The organism is Bradyrhizobium sp. Leo78 (assembly GCF_059512425.1).
Window position 1 is genome coordinate 371,029 of record NZ_JCAMOT010000002.1, and the last position, 14,814, is coordinate 385,842.

The 14,814-nt window shown below is 63.5% G+C and carries 16 protein-coding genes and 1 tRNA gene; 5 read left to right on the forward strand and 12 right to left on the reverse strand.

Annotated features, from left to right (window positions below; translation table 11 throughout):
* Nucleotides 1-38 precede the first annotated feature (38 nt).
* From AC5ZG1_RS04215 to AC5ZG1_RS04250, 8 genes are all read right to left on the reverse strand, one after another.
* Complete coding sequence (locus AC5ZG1_RS04215) at nucleotides 39-305, reverse strand: BQ00720 family protein (RefSeq protein ID WP_028164846.1); 267 nt, start codon at nucleotides 303-305, stop codon at nucleotides 39-41.
* A 49-nt stretch (nucleotides 306-354) separates the two neighbouring features.
* A complete protein-coding gene (locus tag AC5ZG1_RS04220) occupies nucleotides 355-780 on the reverse strand; it encodes an Hsp20 family protein (RefSeq protein WP_130229228.1) in 426 nt (141 codons plus the stop codon).
* Nucleotides 781-1,070: 290 nt separating this feature from the next.
* Nucleotides 1,071-2,159 (reverse strand): sn-glycerol-3-phosphate import ATP-binding protein UgpC, encoded by a 1,089-nt coding sequence (locus AC5ZG1_RS04225; protein WP_496132052.1) that lies wholly within the window; start codon nucleotides 2,157-2,159, stop codon nucleotides 1,071-1,073.
* Between the two features lie 3 nt (nucleotides 2,160-2,162).
* Complete coding sequence (gene ugpE / locus AC5ZG1_RS04230) at nucleotides 2,163-3,011, reverse strand: sn-glycerol-3-phosphate ABC transporter permease UgpE (protein ID WP_496132053.1); 849 nt, start codon at nucleotides 3,009-3,011, stop codon at nucleotides 2,163-2,165.
* Complete coding sequence (ugpA, locus tag AC5ZG1_RS04235) at nucleotides 3,011-3,892, reverse strand: sn-glycerol-3-phosphate ABC transporter permease UgpA (RefSeq protein ID WP_208823343.1); 882 nt, start codon at nucleotides 3,890-3,892, stop codon at nucleotides 3,011-3,013. Before ugpA ends, ugpE begins: the two co-directional genes overlap by 1 nt.
* A gap of 68 nt (nucleotides 3,893-3,960) precedes the next feature.
* Nucleotides 3,961-5,280, reverse strand: coding sequence for a sn-glycerol-3-phosphate ABC transporter substrate-binding protein UgpB (ugpB, locus tag AC5ZG1_RS04240; protein ID WP_496132054.1), 1,320 nt, complete (start codon nucleotides 5,278-5,280; stop codon nucleotides 3,961-3,963).
* A gap of 354 nt (nucleotides 5,281-5,634) precedes the next feature.
* The gene (locus AC5ZG1_RS04245) at nucleotides 5,635-6,840 is read right to left on the reverse strand and encodes a CaiB/BaiF CoA transferase family protein (RefSeq protein ID WP_496132055.1); all 1,206 of its coding nucleotides are present in this window, start codon (nucleotides 6,838-6,840) and stop codon (nucleotides 5,635-5,637) included.
* A gap of 153 nt (nucleotides 6,841-6,993) precedes the next feature.
* A complete protein-coding gene (locus AC5ZG1_RS04250; RefSeq protein ID WP_496132056.1) occupies nucleotides 6,994-7,419 on the reverse strand; it encodes an organic hydroperoxide resistance protein in 426 nt (141 codons plus the stop codon).
* A gap of 156 nt (nucleotides 7,420-7,575) precedes the next feature.
* Here AC5ZG1_RS04250 and AC5ZG1_RS04255 point away from each other — a divergent pair, with 156 nt between their 5' ends.
* Complete coding sequence (locus tag AC5ZG1_RS04255) at nucleotides 7,576-8,040, forward strand: MarR family winged helix-turn-helix transcriptional regulator (protein WP_496132057.1); 465 nt, start codon at nucleotides 7,576-7,578, stop codon at nucleotides 8,038-8,040.
* 6 nt (nucleotides 8,041-8,046) lie between these two features.
* Here the strand turns inward: AC5ZG1_RS04255 and AC5ZG1_RS04260 are convergent, their stop codons facing one another.
* The 3 genes from AC5ZG1_RS04260 to AC5ZG1_RS04270 all read right to left on the reverse strand — a co-directional run bounded on the left by AC5ZG1_RS04260 (nucleotide 8,047) and on the right by AC5ZG1_RS04270 (nucleotide 8,971).
* Entirely contained in the window at nucleotides 8,047-8,286 is a 240-nt protein-coding gene (locus tag AC5ZG1_RS04260) for a GIY-YIG nuclease family protein (protein WP_130226708.1), read from the reverse strand.
* A 134-nt stretch (nucleotides 8,287-8,420) separates the two neighbouring features.
* Nucleotides 8,421-8,496, reverse strand: a tRNA-Ala gene (locus AC5ZG1_RS04265).
* A gap of 64 nt (nucleotides 8,497-8,560) precedes the next feature.
* Nucleotides 8,561-8,971, reverse strand: a complete 411-nt coding sequence (locus AC5ZG1_RS04270) for a TIGR02300 family protein (protein ID WP_028167312.1) — start codon at nucleotides 8,969-8,971, stop codon at nucleotides 8,561-8,563.
* A gap of 111 nt (nucleotides 8,972-9,082) precedes the next feature.
* Between AC5ZG1_RS04270 and aroA the strand changes: the two genes are divergently transcribed.
* On the forward strand, nucleotides 9,083-10,477 hold the full coding sequence (gene aroA, locus AC5ZG1_RS04275) for a 3-phosphoshikimate 1-carboxyvinyltransferase (protein WP_496132058.1): 1,395 nt from the start codon (nucleotides 9,083-9,085) through the stop codon (nucleotides 10,475-10,477).
* Nucleotides 10,474-11,112 carry a (d)CMP kinase gene (cmk, locus tag AC5ZG1_RS04280; RefSeq protein ID WP_028167310.1) on the forward strand — a complete coding sequence of 213 codons (639 nt, stop codon included), beginning with the start codon at nucleotides 10,474-10,476 and terminating at the stop codon, nucleotides 11,110-11,112. The genes aroA and cmk overlap by 4 nt, the downstream gene beginning before the upstream one ends.
* On the opposite strand, the gene AC5ZG1_RS04285 is transcribed toward cmk, so the two are convergent.
* Complete coding sequence (locus AC5ZG1_RS04285) at nucleotides 11,109-11,258, reverse strand: hypothetical protein (RefSeq protein WP_155255439.1); 150 nt, start codon at nucleotides 11,256-11,258, stop codon at nucleotides 11,109-11,111. The two genes, cmk and AC5ZG1_RS04285, sit on opposite strands and share 4 nt — an antisense overlap.
* A gap of 549 nt (nucleotides 11,259-11,807) precedes the next feature.
* Here AC5ZG1_RS04285 and rpsA point away from each other — a divergent pair.
* On the forward strand, nucleotides 11,808-13,517 hold the full coding sequence (gene rpsA, locus AC5ZG1_RS04290; RefSeq protein WP_028167309.1) for a 30S ribosomal protein S1: 1,710 nt from the start codon (nucleotides 11,808-11,810) through the stop codon (nucleotides 13,515-13,517).
* A 219-nt stretch (nucleotides 13,518-13,736) separates the two neighbouring features.
* Nucleotides 13,737-14,714 (forward strand): signal peptide peptidase SppA, encoded by a 978-nt coding sequence (gene sppA, locus AC5ZG1_RS04295; RefSeq protein WP_130226705.1) that lies wholly within the window; start codon nucleotides 13,737-13,739, stop codon nucleotides 14,712-14,714.
* Nucleotides 14,715-14,814 lie beyond the last annotated feature (100 nt).

Here is a 14,814-nt window from a genome sequence, read left to right on the forward strand (position 1 = left end):
GCATTTTGCCGCGTTCAGTCAGCCATGACATCAACGCGTCAGTGCACGCTGACGGCCTGCAGCTCGTTGCTCCAGGCGTTGGCGACCGCGGCTTCCCGGCTATCGGTCAGCATCATCGGCGTGCCGTCGGCGGCATGGAGCGCGAAGAGTTTGAGTCCCGGCGCAATCTTCGGCGCCTGGGGAAAGAGATCCGGTACATCCTCGGAACGGACCTGCTTCACATAGGCAATATGACCCTCGCCCAGATGGGCCAGCGCCTCCGGGGACACGCTATCGCGTTCTAACGTCGTACTCACTTCACTCATGGTCTCGACTCCTCTGTCGAATAAGCGGTCGAGTCCGCTCCTCGTTCCATTATTCGTGTTCGTTGATGGCGATTGTCTTAATGACCCTTTCAGGTTCCGGCCTGGCCAGATCGACCGACAACAGCCCGTTCTTCAGATCGGCGCCCAGCACCTGCATCCCCTCCGCCAGCACGAAAGTGCGCTGGAAGTGGCGCGCGGCAATGCCGCGATGGATGTATTGCCGAGCCTTGTCCTCCTGTTGGCGGCCCCGAATCACGAGCTGGTTTTCCTCAACCGTCACATCGAGTTGGTCGCGGGTAAACCCCGCCACTGCCAGCGTGATGCGCAGGCGTTCGGGCTGGCCGTTGGACCGGTCAAACCGCTCGATGTTGTATGGAGGATAGCCGTCGGCGCCTTTCACGACCCGATCGAGCGCACGCTCGATCTCGTCGAATCCCAAAAGGAACGGACTGGACAACGTTGGAACACGAGACATCCCAAAGTCCTCTCGAAGCGACTTTGAGGGGCCCTTGCGGCACCCCATGCAACCGATGGGCCTCTTGCCCTCCGGTCATGAGCGAATATGGGGGCGATTCGCGGTGGGTTCAAGCACCTGTGGAATCGGGGTTAATCGGGCCAGTGCCAACCTCAAACGCCGTCATTCCGGGGCATCGCGAAGCGATGAACCCGGAATCCATTTCACCGCGAGGCTCGTGGCTCAATGGATTCCGGGTTCCCGCTCCGCGGGCCCCGGAATGACGGCGGAAGGGGACCTCGGCCCAAGCCTCAGCCGATCCGTTTCCGGCCATCGGCCGTGAACAGGTGCAATTTGTCGCGGGGGGCGACCGCCCGAATGCGCTCGCCGATCGCCGGGCCGGTCGCGCCGGGAACCCGGACGATGACCTCGCCGGGCGGCAGTTCGCCGGGGTTGGCGGCCACGCCCTGTTCCTCGCGCTGGCGGGTGCCGTAGACGAAGGTCTCGGCGCCGACATGCTCGATCGCCTCCACGGTGAGGCCAAGCGCGATGCCGCCGGCGACCGATTCGTTCGCGATTACGAAGTCTTCGGGCCGGATCCCGAGAATGCCGGCCTTGCCGGCACTGATATCGCCGGCGAGCTGCGACCTGAGCTCCTCGGAAGCCAGCGGCATCAGGTTCATCGGCGGCGCGCCGATGAAGGCGGCCACGAAGGTGGTTGCCGGCTTCTGGTAGATTTCGAGCGGATTGCCGAACTGCTCGACCAAGCCGCCGTTCATCACGACGAGGATGTCGGCGAGCGTCATCGCCTCAAGCTGGTCATGGGTGACGTAGATCGAGGTCGTGTTCAGCCGGCGCTGCAATTTGCGGATCTCGACACGCATCGCGATGCGCAGCTTGGCATCTAGGTTCGACAGCGGCTCGTCGAACAGGAACACCTTCGGCTGCCGCACGATCGCGCGCCCCATCGCAACGCGCTGCCGCTGGCCGCCGGAGAGCTGCCGCGGTTTGCGGTCGAGCATTGCGGCAAGCTCGAGGATGCGCGCGGCTTCCTCGACGCGCGTCCTGATCTCCGCCTCCGGCATGCGGCGGTTGCGCAGGCCATAGGCCATGTTGTTGTAGACGCTCATATGCGGATAGAGCGCGTAGTTCTGGAATACCATGGCGATGTCGCGATCGGCGGGCTCGACCCGGTTGACCACGCGGCCGCCGATGTCGATCTCGCCGCCGGTGATGGTCTCCAGTCCCGCCACCATGCGCAGCAGCGTCGACTTGCCGCAGCCGGACGGGCCGACCAGCACGCAGAACTGGCCGTCGCCGACCTCGAAATCGATGCCCTTGATCGCTTCGAAGCCGCCCGGATAGGTCTTGCGGACGCTGCGGAGGGTGACGTTAGCCATGTCTCACTTTTCCGTCTCCACCAGTCCGCGTACGAACAGCTTCTGCATCACCACGATCACGAACACCGGCGGCAGCATCGCGAGCACGGCAGTCGCCATCACCACGGGCCATTCGGTCAGCGCGTCGCTGGTGGTGATCATCTTGCGGATGCCGATCTGGATCGTCTGCATGTCGTCGCGCGTGGTGATCAACAGCGGCCAGAGATATTGATTCCAGCCGAGGATGAAGAGGATGACGAACAGCGCCGCCATGTTGGTGCGCGACAGCGGCAACAGCGTATCCCAGAAGAACCTGAGCGGCCCTGCGCCGTCGATCCGCGACGCCTCGAGCAACTCCTCGGGGACGGTCATGAAGAACTGGCGGAACAGCAGGGTCGCGGTGGCGGATGCGATCAGCGGCAGCGCGAGGCCGGCATAGCTGTCGAGCAGATGCAGGTCGGCGACGGTCTTGTAGGTCGGATAGATCCGCACCTCGACCGGCAGCATCAGCGTGATGAAGATCAGCCAGAACATCGTCATCCGGAACGGAAAGCGGAAATAGACGATGGCATAGGCCGAGATGATCGAGACCGCGATCTTGCCGAATGCGATCAAGAGCGCCATCACCAGCGAGTTGAGCAGCATGGTGCCGACCGGCTCGCGGGTCGAGCCGCTCGTGCCGACAAAAATGGTCTGGTAGTAGGTCTGAAGGAAATGTCCGCCGGGCAGGAGCGACATCTGGCCGTTGGCGATCGCGGCGTTTTCCTGGGTGGACGCAACGATGGCGAGATAGACCGGAAACGCGACGATCGCGATGCCGATCCACAGGATCGCATGCGCGACGTAGCGCTGGATGCCTTCCTGCTCGACCATCAGTAGGTCACCTTGCGCTCGACGAAGCGGAACTGCACTGCCGTGAGGCCGATGACGATGATCATGAGGATCACCGACTGCGCCGCGGAGCCGCCGAGGTTGCCGCCGAGCAGGCCGTCGACATAGACCTTGTACACCATCGTCTCGGTGGCCTTCGCCGGTCCGCCGCGCGTCATCGTGTCGATGATGCCGAACGTGTCGAAGAAGGCGTAGACGATGTTGACGACCAGGAGGAAGAAGATGGTCGGCGACAGCAGCGGGAACGTCACCGTCCAGAACCGCCGCATCGGCCGCGCGCCGTCGATCGCGGCCGCCTCAAGCACGCTTCTCGGAATGCTCTGCAGGCCAGCGAGGAAGAACAGGAAATTGTAGGAAATCTGCTTCCAGGCGGCGGCGAGAATGATCAGGAGCGCGGCCTGATTGCCGTCGAGCAGCGGATTCCAGTCGATGCCCATGCCGCGCAATCCGCGCGCCAGGATCCCGAGCGAGGGGTGCAGCATGAACACCCAGAGCACGCCGACCACCGGCGGAGCGACCGCATAGGGCCAGATCAGGAGCGTGCGATACAGCGTTCCGCCGCGCAGCGGCTTGTCGGCCATCACAGCCAGCAGCAGCGCAAACGACAGCGACGAGAACGCGATGGCGAAGGAGAAAACGAAAGTCCTGACGATCGCCGCCCAATAATCCGGCTGGCTCAGGATGTCCTGGTAGTTCTCGAACCAGACGAAACTGGTCGAGAGCCCGAACGCATCCTGAAGCAGGAAGGATTGCACCACGGCCTGCGCGGCCGGCCAATAGAAGAAGATCAGGACGATCGCGAGCTGCGGCGCGACCAGCGCAAAAGGCAACAGCTTCGACTGGAAAACCGACTGCTTCTGCATGACACCCCAGATCCGCCGTCGTCCCGGCTCAAGGCCGGGACGACGATATCAGAATGAAGCGAGAGATCTCAGCGTACAGCGGTTTTTTCAAACTGCCGGAGCATCTGGTTGCCGCGCTCGACGGCGGCATCGAGCGCCTGCTTGGCCGTCTTCTTGCCGGCCAGCGCCTGCTCGATCTCTTCGGCCCAGAGGTCACGAAGCTGGACCATGTTGCCAAGGCGCAGGCCGCGCGAGTTCTCGGTCGGCTCCTTGTTGGTGAGCTCCTTCAGCGGGGTCTCCAGATAAGGCTGATCCTTGTAGAAGCCCTCTGCCTTCGCTTTCTCGTAGGCGGCCTTGGTGATCGGCAGATAGCCGGAGGCCTTGTGGATCTCGACCTGGCGGTCGGTATCGGAGAGGAAGGCAAGGAACTTGGCGACGCCCTTGTATTCCGCAGGCGTCTTGCCGCCCATCACCCACAGCGAGGCCCCGCCAATGATCGAATTTTGCGGCGCGCCCTTGACGTCGGGGTAGTAGGGCATCGGCGCGTTGGTCCAGTTGAACTTGGCCTGCGACTTCACATTGCCGAAGAAGGCCGACGAGGTCAGGAAGATCGGGCACTCGCCCGACGTGAAGCGGCCCTCGCCGGCGTTGGTGCGGCCGGAATAGTCGTAGGTCTTGTCCTTCTGCAGCTCGACCAGATTTTCGAGATGCTTGACCTGCAGCGGTCCGTTGAACTGCAGCACGGTGTCAAAGCCGTCGAGCCCGTTGGCCTTGCTGGCCAGCGGCACGTTGTGCCAGGCCGAGAGCTGCTCGAGATTGACCCAGGTCGCCCAGGCGTTGGAGAAGCCGCAGTTGCTGTAGCCGGCGGCCTTCAATTTTTTTGCCGCGGCGAACACGTCCGGCCAGGTCTTCGGAATCTCGGCGATATCAGCCTTCTTCAGGGCGTCGAGATTGACCCACATCACCGTCGAGGACGAGTTGAAGGGGAAGGACAGCATCTCGCCTTTCGAGGTCGAGTAGTAGCCGGTGATCGCAGGCAGGTAGCTGCTGGTATCGAATTTCTCGCCGGCCTCCTGCATCAGCTTATAGACCGGCTTGATCGCGCCGGTGGCCGCCATCATGGTGGCGGTGCCGACCTCGAAGACCTGCATGATGTGGGGCGCGTTGCCGGCGCGGAACGCGGCAATGCCGGCATTCATGGTATCAGCATAGCCGCCCTTGTAGGTCGGAACGACCTTGTACTCGCTTTGCGATGCGTTGAAGTCATTGGCGAGCTTGACCACGACGTCGTTGTTGCCGCCGGTCATGGCGTGCCACCACTGGATCTCGGTCACCGCAAATGCCGGCGAAGCGCCGAATGCCAGTGCGACCGCGATTGCCGCTGCAGCGCCGAACTGTCGAAAAGCCATCAAAACCCCTCCCATTGAGCCGCCATCTCCGCCGGTTGCGCTAACAGCGCGGAATGACGTGCAAATGACCTATAAGCGAAGATCAGGGTACCGGGGAAGCCGGCGAAAGGTAGAAACCACTAACAGCGCCGATGACGGCGCCCCGAACGTCGGGGGCCGGCGCTGGCTTTAGCCGTCATTCCGGGGCACGCCAACGGGTCCGCGCAAGGCGCGGCCCGATGACAGGCTCCGCGTGAGCTATGATGTGCAATTGCACATCAGAGAATCCATTCATCCACATCGTTTGTGGCCCGATGGATTCCGGGCCTGCGCCTTCGGCGCATCCCGGAATGACGAGCACGTAGCCTGGACAGATCAGCGCTTCCGCTCGGGCCCGCAGACCACGCCCTTGGCGATGAGCGACCCGACTTCTGCCTGCGAATAGCCGAACTCGCCGAGCACCTCGGCGGCGTGCTGGCTGAACTTCGGCGGAGTGCGGCGCAGGCTGGGTTTGGTGCGTTCCAGCCGGACCGGCGAGGCGACGCCCTTGTACCAATCCTTCTCGATGATATCGCCGCGATAGATCGTGTGCGGGTTGGTCAGCGCCTGGTCGATCTTCTGCACCGGGCCCGCCGGCAGGCCGACCGCGAGCAGGCGGTTGCACAGCGGCTCGGCCTCATACTGGCTGAACACCGCGGCAAGCTCGGCACGCAGCGCGTCGCGGTTGGCGATGCGATCCTTGTTGCGGGCAAAGCGCGGATCAGTGCCGAGCTCGGGCTTGCCGATCTCCTTGGCCAGTTTGCGGAAGGTGCCGTCATTGCCGACGCCGATGAAGATGTTGTCGGTCTTGGTCGGGAAGATCGCGTAAGGAACGAGATTGGGATGCTCGTTGCCGGTGAGGCCAGGCGGCTTGCCGTGCATGAAATAGTTGGCCGTGTGCGGATGCATGATCGCAAGGCCGGTTTCATACAGCGTGGTCTCGAGGAACTGGCCGAGGCCGGAGCGCTGCCGCTCCGACAGCGCCATCAGGATGCCGATCGCCGCATAGAGCCCGGTGGTGATGTCGACCAGCGGCACGCCGATCCGCATCGGGCCGCTTTCCGGCGAGCCGGTGGCGGCGATCATGCCGGTCATGGCCTGGATGATCGCATCATAGCCGGGATTGCCGCCGCGCGGGCCGTCGGCGCCGAAGCCGGAAATCCGGCAATGCACCAGGCGTGGGAATTTCGCGCGTAGCACGTCGTTGCCGATGCCCCATTTGTCGAGCGTGCCCGGCTTGAAATTCTCGATCAGGACGTCGGCGCCTTCGAGCAGCTTCATCAGCACGGCACGGCCGCCTTCGGAGGCAAGGTCGAGCCCGATGGAGCGCTTGTTGCGGTTGATGCCGACGAAATAGGCCGCATCCTCCTCATGAAAGGGAGGCCCCCAGTCGCGCACTTCGTCGCCGGCGGGCGGCTCGACCTTGATCACGTCGGCGCCGTGGTCGGCGAGAATCTGGGTGCAATAGGGACCGCCGAGCACGCGCGTCAGATCGATCACGCGCAGGCCGGCCATCGCGCCTGCGACCGCTTCTGAACTCATGGGAAACCTCAAGTCAAACAGATGGAGGGCTCGCCAGAGCTAGCGGTCTTCGAACGCGGCGGCAATGCCCTATCGCGCGTGGGGGCATGCCGTCACCGATCGCAACGCGAATAGCCCGCCGCGAAAAATCAGCGGGCTATTCCGCCATACGGATTACACCAGGTTCAGGCGTACATCGACATTGCCGCGCGTGGCGTTGGAATAGGGGCACACCTGGTGGGCCTTCTCCACCAGCGCCTCTGCATCCGCGCGCGGGAGCCCGGGCAGGGAGATGTCGAGCGCGATATCGAGGCCGAAGCCGCCTTCGGAGCGCGGTCCGATACCGACCGTCGAGGTCACCGAAGCGTCGGCGGGCACCTTCGGGCCGCCGTGCGAGGCCACGAACTTCATCGCGCCGATGAAGCAGGCGGCGTAGCCGGCCGCAAAGAGCTGCTCGGGATTGTTGCCGGCGCCGCCGCCACCGCCGAGCTCCTTCGGGGTGGTGAGCTTGACGTCGAGCGCGCCGTCGAGCGTTGCGGCATGGCCGTCGCGGCCGCCGGTGGCCTTTGCGCTGGTCTTGTAGAGCACGTTCACGGACATGGGGTGTCTCCCTCATCAATGGTTTCGACGCCACTTATATTGCAGACAATTATATTGCGCACAATATAAAACGCATGGCCTCACATTTAATTGTTCGCAATTGAATGTGCGGCCGCACCGGCCCACAATGAACTGAGATTCTGACGAGGCTGAGAAATGGCACGGAAACAATTGGCGGTCGCGGACCAGCCGCTACGGCTCGACAATCAAATCTGCTTTGCGATCTATTCGGCCGCGCACGCGTTCAACCGCGTCTACAAGCCGCTATTGGACCGGCTCGGCCTGACCTATCCGCAATACCTGGTGATGCTGGTGCTGTGGGAGAAGGACGGTGTTCCGGTCAAGGATATCGGCGAGCGCCTGTTCCTGGATTCCGGCACGCTGACGCCGCTGCTCAAGCGGCTGGAAGCGGCGCAGTTCATCAAGCGCACACGTAGCAAGGAGGACGAGCGGCAGGTGCTGATCGCGCTGACGCCGCAGGGGCAGGCGCTGAAGGAAAAGGCGAGAGCAGTGCCGCAGCAGGTCCTGGTTGCTTCGGCCTGCTCGATCCCCGAACTCTCGGCGATGAAGAACGGGATCGTCGCGCTGCGGGACAGGCTGAATGCGGCGGTGGGGGAGTGAGGGGGATCAGAGGCGCTTCTTGGCGAAGGCTCGGCCGGAGTGGGACTTGAGATATTTCTCGAAGGCGAGCGCTTTGTACTTATCGGGAAAGGCGCAGTACCAGATCAGTTGCCATGGCTTGAACTTGGCGGTGTGCGCGGACCTGCCGGCATTGTGTTCCGGAAAGCGCCGTTTCAAATCCGCAGTGGCGCCGATGTATTCCTGGTCCGGGAAATTGATGCTGCGGATGATGTAGACGTACCACATCAGGAATGTCTGGTAGGAGGTCTACGAGCGGCGTCCTGGGCAGCCCGTCTTCGCCCTTCGGGCTTCGCCGGGCACCACGCTTCGCCCTTCGGGCATCACGTGGCAGCGCCACGCGAAGCCCGAAGGGCGAAGCGTGGTGGAGCCAGGCGGGATCGAACCGCCGACCTCTTGCATGCCATGCAAGCGCTCTCCCAGCTGAGCTATGGCCCCTTAAGGGATCGCGAGCCGCATCCGACTCGCGCGGAGAGACCCAGAACACAGTTCTGGATCGATCTCAAGTCTCTTCATCGCCTCCGACGTCGCCAATGATGTCCGTGACGTCCTCATCGCCTTCTTCTTCGTCGGCAATGAAGGTGGAATCATCATCGTCATCGTCTTCGAGGGTCTCGTCGATCTCGATGTCGTCCTCGGATTCGGGAACGACGGCCTTGACCTTGCCGGTGTTCTCCTCGGCGTCGGCCTCCTCGAGCGAGACCAATTCTTCGGCCTCCGCGGGCTCCGGCATATCCGCAGCGGTGGTGGCCGCAGCGGCGCTGGCGCCACGGGTTGTGCGCGGCGGCGCCACGGGGGCGATCGGCACGACTTCGCCGGTGTAAGGCGAGATAACCGGGTTCTTGTTCAGATCATAGAACTTCTTGCCCGTGGTCGGGCAAATGCGTTTGGTTCCGAGGTCGGACTTGGCCACGTGGTGATCCCAGGAATTTTCTGAAAAGCGGTGCTTCACTTGGCTAGTTGAGGGGCCGCTGTCAATAGCGGTCTGCGGGCATTTGTCACCGGGTGACGCCGGGGGTTCGATATGTTACCTGCCGCGCCGCGAGAGGACGTGATCTTGGCCCATTCCGACCACCAGAACCCCGAAAAGACCCCCTCCAAGACCCCCCTGGAGGCCCGCGCGAGCGGTCCCCTGAGCGGCAAGGCCCGCGTCCCCGGCGACAAGTCGATCTCCCACCGGGCCCTGATTTTGGGCGCGCTGGCGGTCGGCCAAAGCCGGATTTCCGGGCTGCTCGAGGGCGAGGACGTGCTCAATACCGCCAAATCGATGCGGGCGCTCGGAGCCGAGGTCGAGCGTACCGGCCCGTTTGCCTGGTCAGTCCGCGGCGTCGGTGTCGGGGGCTTCGCGGAGCCTGCCGGGCCGCTCGATTTCGGCAATTCCGGCACCGGCTGCCGGCTGGTGATGGGAGCGGTTGCCGGCTGTCCGATCACGGCGATCTTCGACGGCGATGCCTCGCTCCGCTCGCGGCCGATGCGGCGGATCCTCGATCCCTTGGAACTGATGGGCGCGAGGGCGGGGGACATGAGAGAGGGCGGCCGGCTGCCATTAACGCTGCATGGCGCCCGCAACCCGGTGCCGATCGTCTACAAGACCCCTGTCGCCTCGGCCCAGATCAAGTCCGCGGTGCTGCTGGCGGGGCTGGCAGCGCCCGGTGTCACCACGGTGATCGAGCAGGAGGCCAGCCGCGATCACACCGAGCTGATGCTGAAGCATTTTGGCGCCGCGCTCACCTCGAGCAAGGAAGGCAGCCACGGCCGCCGGATCGCGCTGACCGGCCAGGCGGAACTGCACGGCGCCGAGGTCGTCGTTCCCGCCGATCCCTCCTCGGCCGCGTTCCCGGTCGTGGCGGCGCTGGTCGTTGGCGGCTCCGATATCGTGCTGCCCGACGTCATGACCAATCCGCTGCGCACCGGACTGTTCACCACGCTGCGCGAGATGGGCGCCGCGATCGAGGAGGACGAGTTGCGCATGGACGGCGGCGAGCCGATGGCGCGCCTCCGCGTACGTGCTTCCAAATTGCGCGGGGTCGAGGTGCCGCCGGAACGCGCGCCGTCGATGATCGACGAATATCTGGTGCTCGCGGTGGCGGCCGCTTACGCCGAGGGCACCACCATCATGCGCGGCCTGCAGGAATTGCGCGTCAAGGAATCCGATCGCCTCGAAGCCACCGCCGACATGCTGCGTGTCAACGGCGTCAAGGTCGAGATTTCCGGCGACGATTTGATCGTCGAGGGCAAGGGCCATGTGCCCGGCGGCGGCGTGGTCGCCACCCACATGGATCATCGCATCGCGATGTCGGCGCTGGTGATGGGGCTCGCCGCCGACCGGCCGGTGACGATCGACGACACCGCCTTCATCGCCACCAGTTTCCCGGATTTCATTCCGATGATGCGCTCGCTCGGCGCGGAGTTTTCATGATCATCGCTATCGACGGGCCGGCCGCATCCGGCAAGGGTACGCTGGGAAAGAGGCTCGCCGCCCACTATGGCTACCGCCATCTCGACACCGGCGTGATCTATCGCGCGGTGGCGAAGGCGCTGCTCGACGCCGGCGTCGACCTCACCGATGAAGCGCGCGCGATCAAGGCGGCGATGGAACTGGACCCCGAGAAATTCGGCCATCCCGAGTTGAAGACTCAGCGGATCGGCGATGCCGCTTCCGTGGTATCTGCAATACCCAAGGTGCGCGAGGCGCTGGTCAATTTCCAGCGCCAGTTCGCCGCCGATCCGCCCGGCGCGGTGCTTGACGGGCGCGACATCGGGACCGTGATCTGCCCGCATGCCGATGTGAAGATCTTTGTCGTCGCCGATCCGCGTGTGCGGGCGCGGCGGCGGACGCTGGAGGCCCGCGCGCGCGGCGAGGACGCTGACGAGGCCGCGGTGCTGGCCGATATTCTCAAGCGCGACGAGCGCGACAAGAACCGCCCGGTGGCCCCACTGAAGGCGGCGCCAGATGCGCATACGTTGGATAATTCCGATCTCGATATCGAGGCCGGCGTGCGCGCCGCGATCGACATTGTGGAAGCGGTGCGCGCGGCGCGTGGACTGGTCTAGCGCGTCGAGGATTCCTGGTCAGCCAGGCCGGAGGAAGACTGTGCAGCCGAAAAGGTCCGCATCGACGCCGCCGCGCCAGGCATCGCGGCGATGGCATGGCCGAGTGCGAACGCAGCGACGACGGCCAGGGCGATCAGGCTTTTCATGGTTGTTCCCTGTCTCTTGGGTGGGCCCCACTCTGCGCGGGCTCACTTAAGCCCGGGTTCCACCACACGCCCTGCCAGATGCCTTTCGCGCGACACGGTCAACAATTGTTCAAATGCAGTCCGGCATTGTTAAGGCTTGTGTCAGCCTTAAAAGCCCCGCAAATCGGGCATTTCTGGCTTGCCGAAAATAGCGGTGGATATTATATCAACAGCGTCCGTGCCGCCATCGACTATGTCGGGGCCGCCCGAGCGGGCCGGCAGCGGGGGTATGAGCCCCGGCCGATATTGGAGGAGCGCCCGCTCCATCGGTTTCTGACGTCGATCCTTCGTTTCCGGGCTCGGACATCTACGTCACGCGCATTCTTTCGCAAAACCGGTTTCCACTTTTGCGGAATGCGCGCCATCAACGTATCGAACATGTGGCTTGCTGCCGGCCCGCTTTTGCGCCCTCGCGCAAGGAGCGGTCGTCAGGATTTGCGGACCTGACACCACATGCGCGGTGCGCCCTTAACCCGAACGGCCGGCAAGACACCCGCATCTGGAGAACATATGGCTTCGAATACTGCTGCTTCCTATAGTCCTACCCGCGACGATTTCGCCGCGATGCTCGATGAATCCTTTGCCGGCGGCAATTTGCAGGAGAGCTCGGTCGTCAAGGGCAAGGTGGTTGCCATCGAAAAGGACATGGCCGTCATCGATGTCGGCCTGAAGACCGAAGGCCGCGTGGCGCTGCGCGAATTCGCCGGCCCCGGCCGCGAAAGCGATCTCAAGGTCGGCGACGAGGTCGAGGTGTTCCTCGACCGCATCGAGAATGCGCTGGGCGAAGCGGTGCTGTCGCGCGACAAGGCGCGGCGTGAGGAGAGCTGGGGCAAGCTCGAGAAGGCGTTCCAGAACAACGAGAAGGTCACCGGCGTCATCTTCAACCAGGTCAAGGGCGGCTTTACCGTCGATCTCGATGGTGCCGTGGCCTTCCTGCCGCGCTCGCAGGTCGATATCCGTCCGATCCGCGATGTCGCGCCGCTGATGAACAATTCGCAGCCGTTCCAGATCCTCAAGATGGATCGCCGCCGCGGCAACATCGTGGTGTCCCGCCGCACCGTGCTGGAAGAGACCCGCGCCGAGCAGCGCCAGGAGCTGGTGCAGAACCTCGAAGAGGGTCAGGTGATCGACGGCGTGGTCAAGAACATCACCGATTACGGTGCGTTCGTGGACCTCGGCGGCATCGACGGCCTGCTGCACGTCACCGATATCGCATGGCGCCGCGTCAATCACCCGACCGAGGTGCTCTCAATCGGCCAGACCGTGAAGGTCAAGATCATCAAGATCAACCACGAGACGCACCGCATCTCGCTGGGCATGAAGCAGCTCCTGGACGATCCGTGGCAGGGCATCGAGGCGAAGTATCCGCTTGGTGCCCGCTTCACCGGCCGCGTCACCAACATCACCGACTACGGTGCGTTCGTCGAGCTCGAGCCTGGTATCGAAGGCCTGATCCACGTCTCCGAGATGTCGTGGACCAAGAAGAACATGCATCCCGGCAAGATCGTCTCCACCTCGCAGGAAGTCGAGGTGCAGGTGCTCGAAGTCGATTCGGTCAAGCGCCGCATCTCGCTCGGCCTCAAGCAGACCATGCGCAACCCCTGGGAAGTCTTCGTCGAGAAGCATCCGGTCGGTTCGGTGGTCGAGGGCGAGGTCAAGAACAAGACCGAGTTCGGCCTGTTCCTGGGTCTCGAAGGCGATGTCGACGGCATGGTGCACCTGTCCGATCTCGACTGGAAGCTTCCGGGCGAGCAGGTGATCGACAACTTCAAGAAGGGCGACCTGGTGAAGGCTGTCGTGCTCGACGTCGATGTCGAGAAGGAGCGCATCTCGCTAGGCGTCAAGCAGCTCGAGGGCGATCCCTTCGCCGAGCCGGGCGACGTTAAGAAGGGCGCGGTCGTGACCTGCGAAGTGCTCGAAGTGAAGGAGAGCGGCGTCGAGGTGAAGATCTCCGGCACCGACTTCACCACCTTCATCAAGCGCTCGGAACTCGCCCGCGACCGCAACGATCAGCGCGCCGAACGTTTCGCCGTCGGCGAGAAGGTCGATGCGCGGGTGATCCAGTTCGACAAGAAGGCCCGCAAGGTGCAGGTCTCGATCAAGGCGCTGGAAGTGGCCGAAGAGAAGGAAGCCATCGCGCAGTACGGGTCCTCGGATTCGGGCGCGACGCTCGGCGACATTCTCGGCACTGCACTCAAGAATCGTGCCAACGAGAAGTGAGCACTTGCTTTCTTCGTCGCATCATCAAGCCCCGGCTTCGGCCGGGGCTTTTTTGTTCAGGGGCTACGGCTGCGTATCTCGGCGTATTCCATCCGTGCTACGCTTGTAACTCTATGCCAGCCTTGTTTTCTTCATATTGCACCGCAATTGATGTATTTTGATAACCTCTCCGTCATCCTGTGATTGCAAGAACGCGTTGAGCTCTTTTGGAGATTTTCGATGTCGCTTGATTCAGACGTGATCGTCGATCGTCGTCGGATTCGCCGCAAGCTGACCTTCTGGCGCGTCGCGGCCGCGGTGGTTGCGATCGCAGCCCTTGTCGGCGTCGGCGTGATCGTCGCGGGTGGGCGCGGCTCGCTGACGGCGGCGGGATCGATCGCGCGCATCAATATCGAGGGCCTGATCCGCAGCGACCAGGATCGTGTCGAGGCGCTGGAGCGGCTCGAGAAGTCGCAAGCTGCGGCCGTCATCGTCCATATCAATTCGCCCGGCGGCACCACCGCCGGTTCCGAGCAGCTCTACGACGCGCTGACGCGGCTGAAGGCGAAGAAGCCGTTGGTCGTCGTGGTCGAGGGATTGGCGGCGTCCGGCGGTTACATTACCGCGATTGCCGCGGACCACATCGTCGCGCAGCAGAGCTCGCTGGTCGGCTCGATCGGCGTGTTGTTCCAGTTCCCGAATGTCAGCGAACTCCTGAAAACCGTGGGCGTGAAGGTCGAGGAGATAAAGTCCTCGCCGCTGAAAGCCGCGCCCAACGGCTTCGAGCCAACCAGCCCGGAAGCGCGCGCCGCGATCGATGCGCTGGTGAAGGATTCCTATGCCTGGTTCCGCGGCCTCGTGAAGGAGCGACGCGGCATGGATGATGCCCTGCTTGAAAAGGTTGCGGACGGGCGTGTCTTCACCGGCCGGCAGGCGGTGGAATTGAAGCTCATCGATCAGCTCGGCGATGAGAGGGCTGCGGTCGCCTGGCTGGTTCAGGAGAAGAAGATCAAGAGCGAATTGCCGGTCCGCGACTACAAGCTCAATCCGCGCTTCGGTGATCTGACATTCCTGCGCACGGCCGCTTCGGTCACGCTTGATGCATTTGGTTTGAGCGCGATTGCGCGCCGCATTGAGCAGGCCGGCCTGGTCCAGGCAGTCGATCGGTTCGGCATGGATGGCTTGCTGGCGCTTTGGCAGCCGTCGGGGAGCAATTGAGATGCGCACAATCGGTCTCCGGCCGCACTCCCGTATTGCGGGAATCGCGAAAAGCCGGTCCCGGGCCATTTGTCACGGCTCTTCATCGGCGCCAAAAGTG